Annotated in this window: 17 protein-coding genes; 7 read left to right on the top strand and 10 right to left on the bottom strand. The window is 48.4% G+C overall.

All coding sequences use genetic code 11. The features are described from left to right. Positions 1-30 precede the first annotated feature (30 nt). Positions 31-381 carry a DMT family protein gene (locus O9X78_RS12365; RefSeq protein WP_269620006.1) on the bottom strand — a complete coding sequence of 117 codons (351 nt, stop codon included), beginning with the start codon at positions 379-381 and terminating at the stop codon, positions 31-33. Positions 382-679: 298 nt separating this feature from the next. On the opposite strand from O9X78_RS12365, the gene O9X78_RS12360 reads away from it, so the two are divergent. The 6 genes from O9X78_RS12360 to O9X78_RS12335 all read left to right on the top strand — a co-directional run bounded on the left by O9X78_RS12360 (position 680) and on the right by O9X78_RS12335 (position 8,285). After that, positions 680-1,333 carry a TetR/AcrR family transcriptional regulator gene (locus tag O9X78_RS12360; RefSeq protein WP_269620005.1) on the top strand — a complete coding sequence of 218 codons (654 nt, stop codon included), beginning with the start codon at positions 680-682 and terminating at the stop codon, positions 1,331-1,333. Positions 1,334-1,351: 18 nt separating this feature from the next. Further along, complete coding sequence (locus O9X78_RS12355) at positions 1,352-2,710, top strand: cytochrome P450 (RefSeq protein ID WP_269620004.1); 1,359 nt, start codon at positions 1,352-1,354, stop codon at positions 2,708-2,710. Between the two features lie 207 nt (positions 2,711-2,917). Continuing rightward, entirely contained in the window at positions 2,918-3,322 is a 405-nt protein-coding gene (locus O9X78_RS12350; RefSeq protein WP_269620003.1) for a MerR family transcriptional regulator, read from the top strand. A 32-nt stretch (positions 3,323-3,354) separates the two neighbouring features. Next, the gene (locus O9X78_RS12345) at positions 3,355-4,524 is read left to right on the top strand and encodes an isovaleryl-CoA dehydrogenase (protein ID WP_269620002.1); all 1,170 of its coding nucleotides are present in this window, start codon (positions 3,355-3,357) and stop codon (positions 4,522-4,524) included. Positions 4,525-4,587: 63 nt separating this feature from the next. Next, on the top strand, positions 4,588-6,195 hold the full coding sequence (locus tag O9X78_RS12340; protein WP_269620001.1) for a carboxyl transferase domain-containing protein: 1,608 nt from the start codon (positions 4,588-4,590) through the stop codon (positions 6,193-6,195). Between the two features lie 83 nt (positions 6,196-6,278). Beyond that, on the top strand, positions 6,279-8,285 hold the full coding sequence (locus tag O9X78_RS12335) for an acetyl/propionyl/methylcrotonyl-CoA carboxylase subunit alpha (RefSeq protein ID WP_269619999.1): 2,007 nt from the start codon (positions 6,279-6,281) through the stop codon (positions 8,283-8,285). A 75-nt stretch (positions 8,286-8,360) separates the two neighbouring features. Here O9X78_RS12335 and O9X78_RS12330 read toward each other — a convergent pair whose 3' ends face one another. The 7 genes from O9X78_RS12330 to O9X78_RS12300 all read right to left on the bottom strand — a co-directional run bounded on the left by O9X78_RS12330 (position 8,361) and on the right by O9X78_RS12300 (position 14,594). After that, positions 8,361-9,278, bottom strand: a complete 918-nt coding sequence (locus tag O9X78_RS12330) for a hypothetical protein (protein ID WP_269619998.1) — start codon at positions 9,276-9,278, stop codon at positions 8,361-8,363. A gap of 152 nt (positions 9,279-9,430) precedes the next feature. After that, complete coding sequence (locus tag O9X78_RS12325; protein ID WP_269619997.1) at positions 9,431-10,384, bottom strand: DNA-3-methyladenine glycosylase 2; 954 nt, start codon at positions 10,382-10,384, stop codon at positions 9,431-9,433. Then, positions 10,384-10,866, bottom strand: coding sequence for a hypothetical protein (locus O9X78_RS12320; protein ID WP_269619996.1), 483 nt, complete (start codon positions 10,864-10,866; stop codon positions 10,384-10,386). The genes O9X78_RS12325 and O9X78_RS12320 overlap by 1 nt, the downstream gene beginning before the upstream one ends. A gap of 60 nt (positions 10,867-10,926) precedes the next feature. Next, positions 10,927-12,120 (bottom strand): sulfotransferase family protein, encoded by a 1,194-nt coding sequence (locus O9X78_RS12315; RefSeq protein ID WP_269619995.1) that lies wholly within the window; start codon positions 12,118-12,120, stop codon positions 10,927-10,929. Positions 12,121-12,150: 30 nt separating this feature from the next. After that, positions 12,151-13,260: a DUF1214 domain-containing protein gene (locus tag O9X78_RS12310; protein WP_269619994.1), complete on the bottom strand. Its 1,110-nt coding sequence runs from the start codon at positions 13,258-13,260 to the stop codon at positions 12,151-12,153. 109 nt (positions 13,261-13,369) lie between these two features. Continuing rightward, positions 13,370-14,071 (bottom strand): tRNA (guanosine(18)-2'-O)-methyltransferase TrmH, encoded by a 702-nt coding sequence (gene trmH, locus O9X78_RS12305; protein ID WP_269619993.1) that lies wholly within the window; start codon positions 14,069-14,071, stop codon positions 13,370-13,372. Positions 14,072-14,171: 100 nt separating this feature from the next. Beyond that, positions 14,172-14,594: a hotdog fold thioesterase gene (locus O9X78_RS12300; protein WP_269619992.1), complete on the bottom strand. Its 423-nt coding sequence runs from the start codon at positions 14,592-14,594 to the stop codon at positions 14,172-14,174. A gap of 154 nt (positions 14,595-14,748) precedes the next feature. On the opposite strand from O9X78_RS12300, the gene O9X78_RS12295 reads away from it, so the two are divergent. After that, positions 14,749-15,897 carry an acyl-CoA dehydrogenase family protein gene (locus tag O9X78_RS12295; RefSeq protein ID WP_269619991.1) on the top strand — a complete coding sequence of 383 codons (1,149 nt, stop codon included), beginning with the start codon at positions 14,749-14,751 and terminating at the stop codon, positions 15,895-15,897. A 103-nt stretch (positions 15,898-16,000) separates the two neighbouring features. Here the strand turns inward: O9X78_RS12295 and O9X78_RS12290 are convergent, their stop codons facing one another. Together O9X78_RS12290 and O9X78_RS12285 are read right to left on the bottom strand one after the other, a co-directional pair. Continuing rightward, positions 16,001-16,960, bottom strand: coding sequence for a M48 family metalloprotease (locus O9X78_RS12290; RefSeq protein WP_269619990.1), 960 nt, complete (start codon positions 16,958-16,960; stop codon positions 16,001-16,003). Further along, positions 16,953-17,471: a BlaI/MecI/CopY family transcriptional regulator gene (locus O9X78_RS12285; RefSeq protein ID WP_269619989.1), complete on the bottom strand. Its 519-nt coding sequence runs from the start codon at positions 17,469-17,471 to the stop codon at positions 16,953-16,955. The genes O9X78_RS12290 and O9X78_RS12285 overlap by 8 nt, the downstream gene beginning before the upstream one ends. Positions 17,472-17,496: the final 25 nt, after the last annotated feature.

The following is a 17,496-nucleotide window of genomic DNA, read 5'->3' as shown; positions in this document are numbered from 1 at the left end:
TTTCAGGCAAGCTCGAATCGCAAAGTATAACTATGCAAACTTGCTTCTAAAAATAAAATACACCGCTCCAACAAGGCATAGACCCGCCCATAGATAATCAAGCTTGAGCGGTTCCTTGAGATACATCACTGAAAACGGAACAAATACCGTTAACGTAATCACCTCTTGAATAACCTTTAGCTGACCAACGCTCAACACAGTAAAACCGATTCTATTTGCAGGAACCTGAAATAGGTACTCAAATAATGCGATTCCCCAACTAACCAGCGCGGCAATGATCCACGGTTTATTATTCATCTCTTTGAGATGTGCATACCACGCGAATGTCATAAATACATTGCTGCAAAGTAACAAACATATCGAAATGAGTACGGGTGGCATGATATCTCACTATAGAAAGAATAAGGGCGCCGAAGCCAGATTCCGCTTCGACAACTTGGCTCTGAACTCGGTTCCGAAACCTAATATCCGCCTGTGCGACAGATAAAAAACGCCGCGGAATAAACTGTTCCAATCTGGGTATTAGCCATCAGCAAAGCGACTAACCACGGACATTTCCAGTGGCAATTTTAACCACCTCACACAATTTAACTTGACGCCAAGCGATAGCTCACTCAATATTAAACAGATGTTTAATATTGAGTGAGCGCAACCAGCCTTAGCCCATGAACACTAAACTATGAATATTAGCCCAGCCCCCAGAAAACGCGGCCGCCCCAAGAAGAGCGAAGCGCCTGCCCTGTCCATCGAACAACTGCTTGATGCATCGGCGGATATCTTCGCCCGTGACGGCTATGACGGCGTGTCCCTGCGCAAGCTGCAGGACGAGTTGAATGTTAGCTACACCTTTTTTCACCACTACTTCAATTCAAAGGAACAGCTGTGGCAGGCGGTGGTTGATAGATTGTGTGGTGCAACCACAGCCAAAGTATTAGAGGCGCTTCAACATATTGATGAAGGTCAAAATGAACTCGATGCATTGAAGGAAGCTATTGCGGTGTATATCCGAAGCGCGTTTGAACACCCTGCGCTCTACCATATTTGCCAGCAGGAATCGCTGCGCGAAGGGCCGCGACTCAGTTATATTCATAAACACTATTTTGAACCCGCATGGCAGCTTATTAGTGACATGGTCGGCAAAGTCGATGAGCTAGGCATTATCAAAGACATGCCCATCGAGACATTATTTTTTGTGGTTCAGTCTGCCACCGCTCCAGTCGTTCAATTACCGTTTTATCAACGCTTAACGGGTAAAACCGAATTAGCTCCCGAGTTTGTAGAAACCCATATTCAACAATCCATAGACCTGCTGTTTCACGGCTGGCGCAAATAACAAAAACGGAGACCCTAGATGAAAGCATCAACTGATTATTTAGACCTACCGCGCAAATCGACAGACGATATAAATCATGTCCCTGGCGACAAAGGCGCACTGCCCATTCTTGGTGATACTGTTGAATTCCTGACAGACTATTTAGGTCTTGTCACTCGCAAGCATAAGCTCTATGGTCCAATTTTCCGTAACAACGCCCTGCTGCAAAGATCCATTGCACTGCTGGGGCCAGAGGCCAATGAGCTGGTTCTGAAAGATAGCGGAAAGATTTTCTCCAGTAAAAAAGCCTGGGACCCGATTCTAGATAAACTTTTCCCAGACGGACTCATGTTACGAGATTTCGACGAGCACCGTTTTCATCGACGCATACTCCAAGCCGCCTTTAAAAAAGATGCCCTCCAAGGCTATCTCGATGACATGAATCCTCGCATGCGCGAAGGAGTAGCGGACTTTCCTAAAAATGCTGAATTCGGCTTCAAAGACAGTATTAAATCACTGTTGCTAGACGTTGCCGCCCAGGTTTTTATGGGCGTAAAAATGGGTGGCGAGGCAGACGCCATCAACAAAGGTTTTCTTCATGCAATGGAAGCCTCAATGGCGGTTGTTAAACTCCCCATTCCGGGCACAACATGGCAGAAAGGCTTGAATGGCCGCAAAACGCTCAAGAACTTTATTGAAAAGCATATTGAAGCAAAACGTGCCACCGAGAGTAGCGACTTTTTCTCGCAGTTTTGTCATGCCAAGGACGAAGACGGCAATACGCTAAGTAATGAAGCAGTGCGCGATCACACCATATTTTTGTTATTCGCCGCCCACGACACTACCACCAGTACATTGTGTTCAATCATTTATGCACTGGCTAAAAACCCAGAGTGGCAAGATATTCTTTACGAAGAATGCAAACAGATTGACGGCGATCACCTTAACTATGACGATCTACCAAAATTAGATAAAGCCGCTTTAGTAATGAAAGAAGCGCTGCGCATGTACCCGCCCGTGCCTGCCATTCCGCGTCGTTTAATTAAAGAAACCGAAATTATGGGTTACACCCTGCCCGCCAATACCGGCATTGGTATCTCGCCACTGTTCACCCACTACATGGAAGAATGGTGGAGCGAACCGACCAAGTTTGACCCCGAACGCTTTTCCGCTGAACGCGCCGAACACAAACGGCATCTATACCAGTGGATACCTTTTGGCGGCGGCGGCCATAAATGCATAGGCTTAAACTTTGCGGAAATGCAGGTTAAGTTGTTTATGTTCCACTTGCTTCGCAACTACAAGATCAGCACCAAGCCCGGCTACCAAATGAAATACAATGCGGTGCCCATCTCCTTCCCCACCGACGGTTTACCGGTAACAATTACGGCGAGGTAGTACCTCGATAGCTCATAGATAACACCTCGCTCTGTGTCAGTAATACCTTGATATCGCTGACACAGAGCTACTTCTCTCCGCTCATCGCCAAAGAAAAAGCCTGCAATAAAGCCACCTAATTAACAGAACCGTTGGCTAAAACATGTTGACGTTAACGTAAACTGCAGATAGGGTTGACGCATTCGATATCGCAGGGTAGCCGCAACCATGGCTGACAAGACTTACACCATCTCGGATTTGGCGTCAGATTTTGACGTTACGACCCGTACCATTCGCTTTTACGAAGAAAAAGGCCTACTCACGCCCCTGCGCGACGGCCAAACTCGAATTTACAGCGCAGCCGACCGCATCAAGCTAAAACTCATTTTGCGCGGCAAACGCTTGGGCCTCTCGCTCGAAGACAGTAAAGACATTATCGAGATGTACGACCCCGAGCATGACAACAGTCCTCAGCTCATCAAACTCATTGAAAAAATACGTGAACGTCGCCGCCTGTTAAAAGAACAACTCAAGCAGCAGCTACAGGATCTTGAAGACATGATTTACGAATTGAACGAAGCGGAAGATCGCTGCCAAGAAGCATTAGATGAAATGAATAAGAAGAATTTCTAACTCACATTTTCAGCAATTCAAAGGACAACACCATGAGCACGTCTTACCCCACATTGAATTTCGGCCTCGGTGAAGAGATTGAAATGTTGCGGGATGCCACCCGCCAATTCGCTCAACAAGAAATTGCGCCCCGCGCAGAGAGTATCGATAAAGACAACGCCTTCCCGATGGACCTGTGGCGAAAAATGGGTGACATGGGTCTGCTTGGCATCACCGTGTCAGAACAATATGGCGGCAGTGACATGGGCTACTTAGCCCACGTGATTGCAATGGAAGAAATCAGCCGCGCCTCTGCATCTGTCGGCCTGTCTTACGGCGCGCATTCAAACTTGTGCGTTAACCAAATTTTCAAGAACGGCAACGACCGCCAGCGCGAAAAATATCTGCCCAAGCTATGCTCCGGCGAGCATATTGGCGCATTGGCCATGTCTGAGCCCAATGCCGGTTCAGACGTTGTCAGCATGAAACTGCGAGCCGATAAAGACGGCGACCACTATGTACTGAACGGCAATAAAATGTGGATCACCAACGGCCCCGATGCCCACACCTATGTGATCTATGCAAAGACCGACATCCATGGCGGCCCACGCGGCATTACGGCCTTTATTGTCGAGCGCGATTACCCCGGCTTTAGCCGCTCACCCAAGCTCGACAAACTGGGGATGCGCGGTTCAAACACCTGCGAATTAGTGTTTGATAATTGCAAAGTCCCAGCAGAAAACATACTTGGCAATGAAGGCGACGGCGTTAAAGTACTGATGAGCGGCCTCGACTTTGAACGCACCGTATTGTCAGGCGGCCCCACCGGCATCATGCAAGCCTGCCTCGACGTGGTGATCCCCTATCTCCACGACCGTAAACAGTTTGGCCAAAGCATCGGCGAATTCCAATTGATGCAGGGCAAATTGGCAGACATGTATACCGAGTTAAATGCCAGCCGCGCCTATCTCTATACAGTTGCTAAGGCCTGTGACCGAGGCGAAGCCAGTCGCAAAGACGCCGCTGCGGTTATTTTGTATACCGCAGAACGCGCCACCCAAATGGCCTTACAAGCAATTCAAGCCCTGGGCGGCAATGGCTACACCAACGAATTCCCCACGGGCCGTTTATTGCGTGACGCCAAGCTTTATGAGATTGGCGCTGGCACCTCTGAAATAAGACGCATGCTGATTGGCCGTGAACTTTTCAAAGAAACACAGTAAGCAAAGTGAAAAGCCGTTAATTGGATTCGAAAACTAAATTAAATAGTTATAGGCACCGCGAACATGACTGTACTGAAATCGACGATTAACCCACGCGATCCAAGCTTTATAGAAAATGCCGAGTACATGCAGGCGCAGGTTGACGACCTTAAAAATCTGGTCGCAGCCATTAACCAAGGCGGCGGCGAGAAATCCCAGCGCCGTCACACCGAGAAAGGTAAATTGCTGCCCCGCGAGCGCATCCATGCTCTGGTCGACGTCGGCGCGCCTTTCTTAGAACTGTCGCAACTCGCTGCCTATAAAGTCTATGACGAAGAACTCGCTGCGGCGGGTGTGATCACAGGTATTGGTCGCGTATGCGGCCAGGAGTGCATGATCATCGCCAATGACGCGACAGTAAAAGGTGGCAGCTATTTTCCGCTCACGGTGAAAAAACATTTGCGAGCGCAAACCATTGCGCAAGAAAATAATTTGCCCTGTATTTATCTAGTTGACTCAGGCGGCGCCAACCTACCCCGCCAAGACGAAGTTTTCCCGGATCGGGAACACTTTGGTCGTATATTCTTTAACCAAGCCAATATGTCTGCGATGGGCATTCCCCAAATCGCCGTGGTTATGGGCAGCTGCACGGCAGGTGGTGCCTATGTACCCGCCATGGCTGACGAGTCTATTATTGTCAGAGAACAAGGCACCATCTTTTTAGCCGGCCCTCCACTGGTGAAAGCCGCCACAGGTGAAGTCGTCAGCGCAGAAGATTTAGGCGGCGCCGATGTACACTGTCGCGTGTCAGGTGTTGCCGATCATTACGCGCAAAACGATCACCACGCACTGCAACTAGCGCGCAATGCTGTTAAGCGCCTAAACCGTAACAAACGCATTTCACTCGATGTTAGTCCGAGTATCGAACCGGCTTTACCGCCTGAAGAAATTTACGGCATCGTGCCAAAGGACAGCCGCAAGCCCTACGACGTTCGCGAAGTTATCGCACGTATTGTGGACGGTTCCGATTTCGATGAATTCAAAGCCCTGTTCGGCACTACCCTGGTGTGTGGCTTTGCCCGTATTTTTGGCTACCCTGTCGGCATTGTCGCCAACAACGGTATTTTATTTTCTGAGTCAGCACAAAAAGGCGCGCACTTTATTGAGCTTTGCGCACAGCGCAAAATTCCGCTGATTTTCTTACAAAACATCACCGGCTTTATGGTTGGCCAGCAATACGAATCTGGCGGCATAGCCAAGCACGGCGCCAAAATGGTCATGGCCGTTGCCTGCGCCCAAGTGCCAAAACTAACGGTATTGATTGGCGGCTCTTTTGGCGCCGGCAACTACGGCATGTGCGGCCGCGCTTACGATCCACGCTTTATGTTTATGTGGCCTAATGCGCGTATCTCGGTAATGGGCGGTGAGCAAGCCGCCGGCGTTATGGCACAAATCAAACGCGACCAGTTCGAACGCGAAGATAAAAATTGGCCTGCCGAAGATGAAAAAGCCTTCAAGCAGCCGATTCTGGATACCTATGAAGAGCAGGGTCATCCCTACTTTGCTTCAGCGAGGCTTTGGGACGACGGCGTTATAGACCCAGCGGATACCCGCATGGTCTTGGGCTTAAGCTTGTCCGCCAGTCTGAATAAACCGATAGAAGAAACCAAGTTCGGCGTATTCAGAATGTAGTAACTGCCACAACGCCAAGTATCCGCATTCGCAATAGCGTAACTGTGAAAAACAAATTCGGGTAGCACCCAGGAAGCAGAAACATGTTTGATAAAATATTAATTGCAAACCGTGGTGAAATCGCCTGCCGCGTAATTAAAACCGCCCGCAAAATGGGCATTCTTACTGTTGCTGTATACAGCGATGCTGACCGCAATGCGCTACACGTTAGCATGGCAGACGAGGCTATCTACATAGGTGCATCTCCAGCGCGGGAGTCCTATTTAGATGTCGATAAAATAATTGACGCAGCCCTCGTAACCGGCGCGCAGGCCATTCACCCCGGCTACGGATTCTTATCTGAAAACGCCGAATTCTGCCGCCGCTGCGCAGCGGAAAATATCGTATTTATTGGGCCACCAACCAGCGCCATCGTTGCGATGGGATCAAAGTCGGCCGCCAAACAAATCATGGAAAAAGCCGGTGTTCCACTGGTGCCCGGCTATCACGGCGATGACCAAAACCCAGAAATAATTCGCAAAGCCGCAAACGACATGGGCTACCCAGTGCTACTTAAAGCCACTGCGGGTGGCGGCGGCAAAGGTATGCGCCAAGTATGGAGCGCCGAGGAATTCGACAGCGCCCTGCAAGCGGCAAAGCGCGAAGCACTTAATGGCTTTGGCGACGACACCATGTTGGTTGAGAAATATCTCACTCAGCCCCGCCATATTGAAATACAAGTTTTTTGCGACAGCCACGGCAACGCGGTTTACCTCTTTGAACGCGACTGCTCAATTCAACGCCGCCACCAAAAGGTCATTGAAGAAGCACCCGCACCCGGTTTAAGCGAGTCATTACGCAGCGCTATGGGTAACGCCGCAGTACGCGCAGCACAGGCAATCGATTACGTTGGTGCAGGCACCGTCGAATTTCTGCTAGACAGTGACGGCAGCTTCTACTTTATGGAAATGAATACCCGTCTGCAGGTAGAACATCCCGTTACAGAAATGATCACCGGATTAGATTTAGTCGATTGGCAGCTTCAGGTAGCCGCCGACGGCGCGCTACCCTTGAAGCAAGAAGAATTACAGATTCGCGGTCATGCCATTGAAGCTCGTATATACGCGGAAGATCCAGACAATGAATTTCTTCCGCAAACCGGCACCTTGCACTTTCTAGAAACGCCGACTGAGTCTGACCATGTTCGTGTTGATACCGGCGTGCGCGAAGGCGACGAAGTCAGTGTGTTCTATGACCCGATGATTGCCAAACTCATCGTGTGGGACACAGACCGCGACGCAGCGTTGAGACGTCTCAGCACAGCGTTAAAGCAATATCGAATTAGCGGTGTGATTAACAATATCGATTTCCTACACACCATTAGTCGCCACCCCGTGTTTGCCGCAGCGGATTTTGATACTGGATTTATAGGCAAAAACGAAGCTAGCTTACTCGGTATGGAGTACGACGTTAATCCAAACAGCCTACCTCTCGCCGCCCTATATTTAGCACTGTCTCAACAACAGCGAGTAGACGAATATGCCAAGGCAAGCGGCGACTGCGATTCACCTTGGAACAACGCCAATAACTGGCGGCTAAACCAAGCGGCTGAACATCGCTTCACTCTTAAAATCGGCGACGAGTCACACGTTGTGTCAGTCACGGTTAACTCGGCTACCGATTCTTCTTTCAACATACGAAGTGGCGATGTTAGCTACACCGCGAATGGCAGCTTAGCTGGTCGTATCCTCAAGGCAAATATCGACGGTCACAAACTCACTGCAACGGTTTCTGCCCACAACGGCAGCTATAGCCTATTTAGCAACGCGCGGACGGTCCATTTTAGTATTGTAGGGCATGACTTAGGCGACAACAGTAATGACGCTGGCGAGAATCAATTGCTTGCTCCCATGAACGGAACCATCGTCAGCCACTTGGTAGACGCCGGCAGTATCGTTAGCAAGGGAACGCCACTTATGATCATGGAAGCGATGAAAATGGAACACACCATTCGCGCCCCCGCCGATGGCACAGTGACAGTATTTTATTTTCAAGCGGGTGAATTAGTTAGTGGCGGCGCAGAATTAATTCTGTTTGAGCGAAGTGAATAAATAAACTTAAAAGCCGATTAGAATACCTTTAAAACATACCGAATAATTTAAAGGTATTCCATGAAGCTATGCAAATTAGTCTATGTCAAAGGTAAATATTAAAGAAGCAGAATCATTCGGCTCAAAATCGTCAACTGAGTCCACTCTAAGATAAATTTTATCATTCGAATTGGCGCTATAACTAATTATAGTATTCTCCGCGTCTTCGCTGTCAAAAAATTGATTACTTGTAACAAAATCAAGATCAAAATCTGGACCGGTTTCCCTTATGGCAGGAACGCCGATACTGATAAATACCTCTTCATTAAAACCGTTGTTATTTACATCAGCGAAAAAATAAATATAGTCGGCATCAAAATTAATATCGGGATTTTTAATATCTGTTTTCCCTTTGACCTGTGAAAAACAAGATATCGGAATATCGTCTTCACTGAAGGAATAGCCATCCATTGTGTAATCAAGATTTAATTTAGCTAACGCGACAGAATTACTTATTTTCACAGCGGTGACAGAACTTCTGTCAACCGAAACAAAGCCCTCACCATAATGCGCGCCCTTCATTAACACGTTACTTTCAATGGATAATTCTACGCTAGCCTCCGCATAATCATCATATATATCAAGAATACTATCAGCACTTGAGAAGCGAAAGTTGCGAAACTCGGGGGTTCGATTGCATACAAACGCATTTAGACCGTCGGCAGATTCTGTGATGGACATAACTACGCGCTGCTGCTTGTCCCTAAATACATTACCATTGTCGATTTGGTAATCAGACACAATCATCCATAAGCCAACGAGACTGTTCCTAGATACATTACAGGACTCATAACTCGTTGCTAAATATCGATCGGTCGTAGTTGCCACTGGATCACAAGTCGCCCCGCCATTGGAAGTGATTCCATTGACATCAGAGCTGTCGCTAGAGGAACCTCCACAGCCGACCAGTGAAGCAAAACAAAAAAATATACTGCCAATTACTTTTGGTTTCATTGAAATCCCTTTCTTTGATTTAGATAAAAATTCGAACTGACATCCATCAGCAACCAAAATCACATTTTAAGTATTAATTCTCGGTATATCGAGTAAATTACAATAGAAATACATATTGAAACTTCAGATTAAACTGATATCCCTACCCTCAACTAGTCAGTAACATCGCTTTGCATCGCCCATAGATGCGCCGCCACCAATGCCCTCCAGGGTGAAAACTGCGCTAACCATTGTTCGGTTTCGCTGGCGGATATTTTCTGTTCTTGCCCAAGTAGCAACTGCAAATTTCGCCTAACGGCAACATCACCGTGAAGTGAACCATCTAAGTATCCAAAGCCTCGTAGCAAAACGTAATTTACCGTCCAAGGTCCTATTCCGCGAATAGTCAACAGGGTGCCGCGAATAGTATCTGCGGACGTTTCATCTAGTATTACACCGTCGTCAAGCGTCGGTAAGTTCAGGGTCTCTTGCTGTATAGCAGATGCCAACGCAATAAGGCCATTCGCCTTTGCCAATGACAAACCGACGCGGCGAAGTTGCTCAACATTACTGCCAGCAACTGCAGCAGGATCGGGGTGGCATAGAAGTCCGCCAGAATGCTGCGCTCCGAGCAATTGAATAAATCGACGCCTAATAGAAACTGCCGCATAAACGCTAATTTGTTGACCTGTCACCGCCCAACAAAGCGCTTCAAATGGATTTGCTGAGAGTGGTACGCGCAATCCTCGGTGCTTGCTTACAAGCCCGGCTAATTCCCTATGACCTGCAATGTGTTTTTCAAAACTGAGTAAATCTTGATCCAAACCCAACATACGACGGCAAAGCTTCTCTAAGCGCACGGGCCATGTATCTCGCTGAATATCTGTATCGACATTCAGCGACACTTGGACAGTATCAGCCGTGAAGCAAAGTTTAATGCAAGCGGGAAACTCGTCCCACAGTATTGCTTTATCTATGCAGTTACCTGTGATGTTTTCAGGGTGTTCTGTGATTTTCGTATATATACGTTCTGACACCTGCTCGCTATCGCGGCCGTGAAAAGCTAAAAAATCATCGACACTAAAATCAGCGGCTAAGGGTAATGAAAACTCTAGAGATGCTCCCACTAGCGTGCGATCAAGACGCTTTTTGACCCCACCAACACGGTTCCATTGCTGCCACTAGGCGACACACTAACCGGCGCTCCTTGATACGTTGCCGGCACTCTTGAACTACCGCTTCCCAAGTTTACGAGTCCAGCATCGATCGTTGTCGCATTACTTTTTAATAGAATCGAACTGTTTGCGCGCAATTCAATCGCACCGGATGAGTTTATTACGATTTTCCCGGACTGGATTTGCACTACATTGCTTAGCGCAGCCTGATGGTCATTAAGTCGCTTAATCTCGGCATTAGCGCTACTAATTTGTTTCATTGCAGTGCTGAGACTGGCCTGTAACTTTTCGACTTGCGATTCAAGCGCCTTAATTTTTTGAGTATTTTCGTCAGTCACTTCGGCCCCATAGCCATGTGATGCCATCAGCATCACAGCCATGAAAGTAGCGAATCGACGCGCTGATGCCATAGACCAAGCTGAATTTGGACGCATGTGTTACCTCAAGAAAACAAATATTTTCCCAATAATAAAGCAAATCCCGCCAAATGCTATTTAGTCGACAAAGCGCTTACGGTATTCCGCAAACTGCTGTTTCAAACCCGCCTCGGTCAAACCAAATTGCTCCAGCGTATATTCATGACTAGGTCGGCTATCGCGGCGATTATCTTCTTGATGTTGCTCCATCGCAGCGCGCGCGGTCTCTGTCAAATCCATGCCGATAAAGTCATAAACCTTTTTAACCGATGACAACGGATCGACAACCGTATCTTTGTACCACACATCCAAAAATGCTTGCGGCTGTTGGTCTCTGGTTTTCAGGGTATGCAAGGTGCCACGGGCATATTTTGCCGACCACTGCTCGCCCACCACTTTGCCATCAACATTGTCGCTGCACATTATCCACAGGTTGTAGTTCATACTCGCGGCTGAGGGAATAGTTTGCAGTGGATCACGATGGGTCTGAACAATTTTTGCGTCGGGAAATACCTTCAACAAGGTCGCGATATGATGAAGATGATGCGGTGTTTTCAACAACCAACGCTCAGCGACCTGCCCTATTTGTTTTTTCTGCCACTGTAAACATTGCAGCAACCGCTTTAAGTATTGATAAGCCGGTGTATTGTCGTGCTCGTCATTCCATTTGCCGTAGGTCGGCACATTACAAAAAGCATCTGGCACTGTGCTATAGAAACTGTGCTCTAACAGCAGTATATCTTCGTCGGCAGCCACCGGATCCATAGGATGAATAGCAGCCAATTCAGGATTGGCAGCTAGCATACCCGCCACCTCTTCTTCAGCAGAGGTTATGCGAGCGTCTTTACCGCTAAAGTCCCAATCTAACTCTGGCGCAGGGTTGCGGACCTCATACCATAGCGGCGCATAAAAACGCTTATCCGCAGCCAGTATGCGATGAAAAAAGGTAGAACCTGTGCGCTGCAAACCAATAATAACAACGGGAGATGTAATCTCTTCATCGAGGATTTCAGGATGCTTTTTAATCCACGCCTCAACCCGTAAGCGGTTGATCAAAATATTTAAAATACGCTGATACTGACCGAAACGACCACCTGCATTTAAGTTGGCTTCCTCATTCAAGGATTTAACTAAAACCTCAAACGGTGTGCGGAAAGATTCATCACCGAAATCTGACAACCCGGTGGCTTCTGTCGCCGCTGCCAGCAGCGCTTCAGCGCTGAGGTCAACGTCAGGAATAGCAAACGCTTGATTCTGCTCTTCAGTGCTCAAAATTCAGTCTCCGTCTTATTGTTCTGTTATTTAATTAGATAAATCGGCTAGCTTCACCACTGAACAGCGCGGATGCACTATACGATCTGCGCCTATCCACCTGAACGCCATCGTGCCTTCACGATGACCTGTAGTATCAAGCCAGTTCTCACATTGCGGGTCTTGTGCAGAGACCACAATTCTGACGCTGCCATCTGGGCGATATTGCGCAGTGTGTTTGTTTACGTGAATCTGCACGTAGCGATACTCCAATGATTCCATCCAGTAGTTATTTAGCTGGAAATTCCAGTTATCACACTCGGGTATATCATCAACTTCAATCACTAGGGCTTCGTCGTCAGCCAAATTAAAATAGCTGTGGTAATAATAAATATTGGGGTCACCACCGAGCTTTTGACAATATTCCTGATCCGCTGGCGGCAAGGTATTGGGGTGTTCTTTAAAGCCTTTCGCCCATTCCGCAAACAGTGTTGCGGTGCCTTTTACAAAAGCAGCGGTGCTAGCCAAATCTGCTTTTAATTTTTCGCCAGTGAGCGCCGCGGGCTTAACGTTGTCGTTATCTAAACGGCTTATTTTCAAATCAGCAAATACTTCTGTATTGCGATCTAGAAAGGTCTCGCGCACCAACACAGCCAGTGTATCGTCGGTAATTTTTAGCCAGTTGCCCGGCTGAGGCGTCTTAGACAAAATAACATCAATGGTGCCGTCGTCATTGATAGTCAAACCACTATGGGTATCAATCGCACTTACCGACCGCATATTGCCATCTGCTTCCTCATATCCACCGGCAATGGCAATAAAACCGAGGTAGGCAACCGTGCCTCTGCTACCGCTTATACGGTAGTCGTGTTTGCCGTTTATCTCAGCGCGTAAATAGTAATTATCAGGATTGTCCGCACCTATTTTAGCGGTCTCATGGGAGGGTCGATAAAAGCTGGGGAAATCGCGATCACTGCACTCCATAAACATATCTAGGGCAATGCGGGTTAGCCTGGTGAGATAGCGCCAGCCTTCCGCTCGGCTCAGATCATCCGTTGGCGCTTCAGGCCGGATAATTTGCTGACCAGCGGCCTTTAGCTGATCGCAAAATGCGTCCCACGCATCAATCTCAACGAGGGGTTTCTGGGTATTTTCCGGCATGGTAATCCTCCTATTTTTATCAGCCAGATTCTGACAGTAATAGGTATGCCCCACATCACCCAGACAGATGACGCAGATTTCGGTCTATAGCTCGGTGACGCTAATAAATTTACCAGTCAAATTTCGCCGCGCGATCATCTCGCACCGCATGCTGCCACGCCAAGCCATCAACGAGTTCGCCGTCGTCATCGAGGGCCGGGTAGGCCAAGCCATTCTCGCGACAATACTCACTAAGTTTGGGCTGTGCCCATTCAAATAAAGTCCGATAGTAGGTCTTATCATCCAAGCGGCGATTGGCATATAAACCCGCCAACTGCCGCTGCCGCTCGGCTTCTGCCAAAATAATGCCCGCCGCGACCGACACATTAAAAGACTGCACCATGCCGCGCATGGGAATGGTGATGTGCATATCCGCCAATTCACAACCCGCCACGCTCACCCCCAGCTTTTCGGCTCCGAGTAAAATTACGGTGGGACGGGTATAGTCAGCTTCGCGAAAATCTACAGAATCGCTGGCCAAATGCGTCGCCAAGACTTGATAGCCCTGCTCTTTCAATGGAATGAGTGCTGCACTCACATCGGGTTTGCGCTGCACTGACACCCAACTGTGGGAACCCATCGCGGTGCCGCGAAACGCCTTGTAATCCTTGTCTGGCATCGCGCAATACATCTTGCCAATGCCCGCCGCATCGGCGGTGCGGACAATCGCCGATAAATTTCGACTCTTGTGAACGTTATCGGTCACAATCGTTAGGTCTGGTTGTCGGCACTCAAGTACCTGACGCAGGCGTTGAAAGCGTGCTGCTGTCATGCCGATGGCCTCTACAAATAAAAAGCCGACTATTCTACTTCAGGCTTATGCATTGGCAAATAACTCGGCGCGACGTGAGCCCATAAAGCCCAATATAAAACTACACGGCGTCGATGACCGCCATTGTTAAGCGCGATACACACACGGTTTTATCGGCGTCATCCGCGATGCGAATTTCCCACACTTGCGTACGGCGACCAATGTGAATTGGGCGAGCCACCCCAGTGACGAAACCTGAGCGCACAGAGCGAATATGATTAGCGTTAATATCTAAACCGACGCAGGCAAAGCCAGTATCACAGGCTAAAGTGGCCGCAAAACTACCCAAGCTCTCGGCCAACACTACAGACGCGCCACCGTGCAATATGCCCATCGGTTGGTGGGTTCGCTTATCAACTGGCATCGTGCCAGCAACAAAATCAGGACCAATTTCAGTTATAAGCAAACCCAATGAGTCCGCAATTGTATTGCTCATCATGGCATTTGCTTGGCTTACATCGTAGCTTCGTTTCCAGATAGTCATCGCGATAATTCTCAGTTTTTTAGATAGGGGAACTAGTGATAAAAAACCACGGCAGGAGCTTACATGCCCGATGAAAAAGATACACTAGTAATTAAAGTTTACTCTGCTAACATAGCCGTAATAATAGCGACTAAACCCACCCGGAGGAAACCCCATGTCCGCGATCCCAAGAACCGTTTACGAAGAAGAGCATGAGCTGTTTCGTAGCTCGGTAAGAAAATTCTTAGAAACAGAAGCTGCGCCCTACCACGCCCAGTGGGAAAAAGACGGTCAAGTCGATCGCGCACTGTGGCTAAAAGCCGGCGAGCAAGGCTTTCTGTCTCCGAGCGTGAAGGAAGAGTACGGCGGCGTCGGCGTCGACTTCCGCTATAACGCCATTGTCGATGAGGAATGTGGTCGCTCTGGCTTTACTGGTATTGGCTGGGGCTTGCACTCAGATATCGCAGTACCTTATATCGAGCGCTACGGCAGCGAAGAGCAAAAGCAAAAGTATTTGCCAAAATGCGTGTCTGGCGAAATCGTGATGGCAATCGCGATGACAGAACCCGCCGCCGGCTCTGATTTACAAGGCATCAAAACCACCGCCGTCAAAGATGGCGACGATTATATTATTAATGGCTCAAAAACCTTTATCACCAACGGCCAACACGCTGACTTGGTTATTGTGGTCGCGAAAACGGATCCCACCGCTGGCGCCAAAGGCATTAGCCTGTTTTTACTAGAAGCTGGCACCCCTGGCTTCGAAAAAGGTAAAAATCTGGAAAAAATTGGTTTAAAAGCGCAGGACACCTCCGAGCTGTTCTTCCAGGATGTTCGCGTTTCAAAAGACCAGTTATTGGGTGAAGAAGGCATGGGCTTCATCTACATGATGCAAGACCTCCCCCAAGAACGCTTGAATGTATCGATTATTGCAATAGCCAACGCAGAGTCGATCCTGGAGCAAACCGTTGCCTATGTAAAAGAGCGCAACGCCTTCGGTAAGTCGATCGCCACCTTCCAAAACACCCAATTTAAATTGGCCGAACTGGAAACCCAAGTGAGCGTGGCAAGGGTCTTTTTAGATCGCTGCCTGGAACTTCATATCGAACACAAGTTTGATTCGGTAATGGCTGCCAAGGCCAAGTTAATGACCACCGACCTGCAGTGCAAAGTCATCGACGAATGCCTGCAATTACACGGCGGCTACGGCTTTATGTGGGAATACCCAGTGGCACGCGCTTTTGCGGACTCTCGGGTACAACGCATATACGCTGGTACCAACGAAGTCATGAAATTGATTATCGGCAGAGATTTACTTAAGTAACTGCTCATTCAGAACGTTAAATGGGGTTGGATCAGCAACCCCATTTAATGCATCCCAGATCGACGACCACAGCTCTTCTCTAGGGCTCCGAGCGGCCATTCAATTACCGAGACAAGAACTCAAGCAAAGGGTGGCCAAAATGGATTGCGGTCATTGTGGCGATTATCCACGCGCAAGCTAAGAACGCTGCGGGCTTAACATAGCTTTGCTTTCCCTCTCCCTGTTGCAAATATAACTCTCTCCGCAACGCGGTAATTCGCTGCTGCCGATGGTGCTCCAGGGAACTCATGGGCTTGCTAGTATCGCCATTACACGTGGCCACGGTTTCTATAACATGGGCGAGTTCCGTCACGCCATTCTCACAGCGCGCAGCAACTAGGTCGCAAATATGTTCACTGTAATTTGAGAAGTTTTGTCTTATGCGCTGCTTGCGACCTTTAGGCCACGCAATAGTCACCCAATGCAAAACCCACTTACGCAAATTATCGCGACGAAACGCGTGGGTTTGCTCATGAGCAAGAATCAGCCGCAATTGCCGCGCATCCATGACATCAACTAAGCCACGGGACAAAAAAACTTGCGGCTTACGTAGACCTGCACACCATGCCATATAATGAGGACTTTCCACGACGAGGTAAGATGCAGAACTAGGCTCAGACAAACTACTCAATGTTTTAACGTGCCGGCGACTTCGGTGTAACTGTCTGGCCATTAACACAACAAAACCAGACAGCAGAAGAACAACCACGAACACAGCGAGAACACCTTCAACGGTATCCGTGGTCATATGAAGAGTGTGTGGCGAACAAATCGTGTCGTGGCAATGCTCGCTAATAAAGGGAAACGCCAACTCTGGCAGCGACAAAATAATCAGTGCGAAGACCGCTGAAAGCGGCGCCAACAAACTGTATATCAGAGTAAAAAACGATGCATACTCGGCTGAAGATTCAGCCATCGAGCGAAGCATTAGCGGGTAAACAAGTGCCAAGCACCAAGAAACCGCCAAGCTTATAACGGTCCAACCGAAAAGATAATTCCCGATAACGGTGAGCGTATCAGTCATCGCGTTCTGAAGGTAGGCGCTGAATAGCATCACGCATCTCAGAGGAGAGCGGCTCGGATGTCTCCTGATCGATAAACGACATAAACCCTGAAATCATCGGTGCCATATCACCATCACCGACTTGATCAGCAATTTCCCCCAGCAGCTGGGTAATAACCGCATTCCGGCTAATGGCTGCGCGATAAAGATAGTAGCGACCAGTCTTTTCCCGAGACACTAGCTCCTTTCTATAAAGACGCTCCAAGGTACTTTGCATCGTACTCAGACTTAAGCTGCTATCGCTTACTGCCTGTAAAACGTCTTGTGCCGACAGCACGTCACCCCGCCACAGTATCTTCATGACCTCCAATTCCCGCGCACCCAAGGTTGGCGCTTGCCGTTTGTCTCGGCGGTGACGCAATAAGCGTCCCATTTCTGCGGTAAAGGATTTCACAAAAACCGACCCCATATAGGTTTTAACGGTGTGGCGGAGAATAGCGTATTCGACAAAGCGTGTAATTGCCGATGGCATATTACGTACGCCGTCAATAATAGAT

Source organism: Zhongshania aquatica, assembly GCF_027257955.1.
Lineage (GTDB): Bacteria > Pseudomonadota > Gammaproteobacteria > Pseudomonadales > Spongiibacteraceae > Spongiibacter > Spongiibacter aquatica.
The sequence above is the reverse complement of the archived record's forward strand: the minus strand, read 5'-3'. Positions and strand labels throughout refer to the sequence as shown.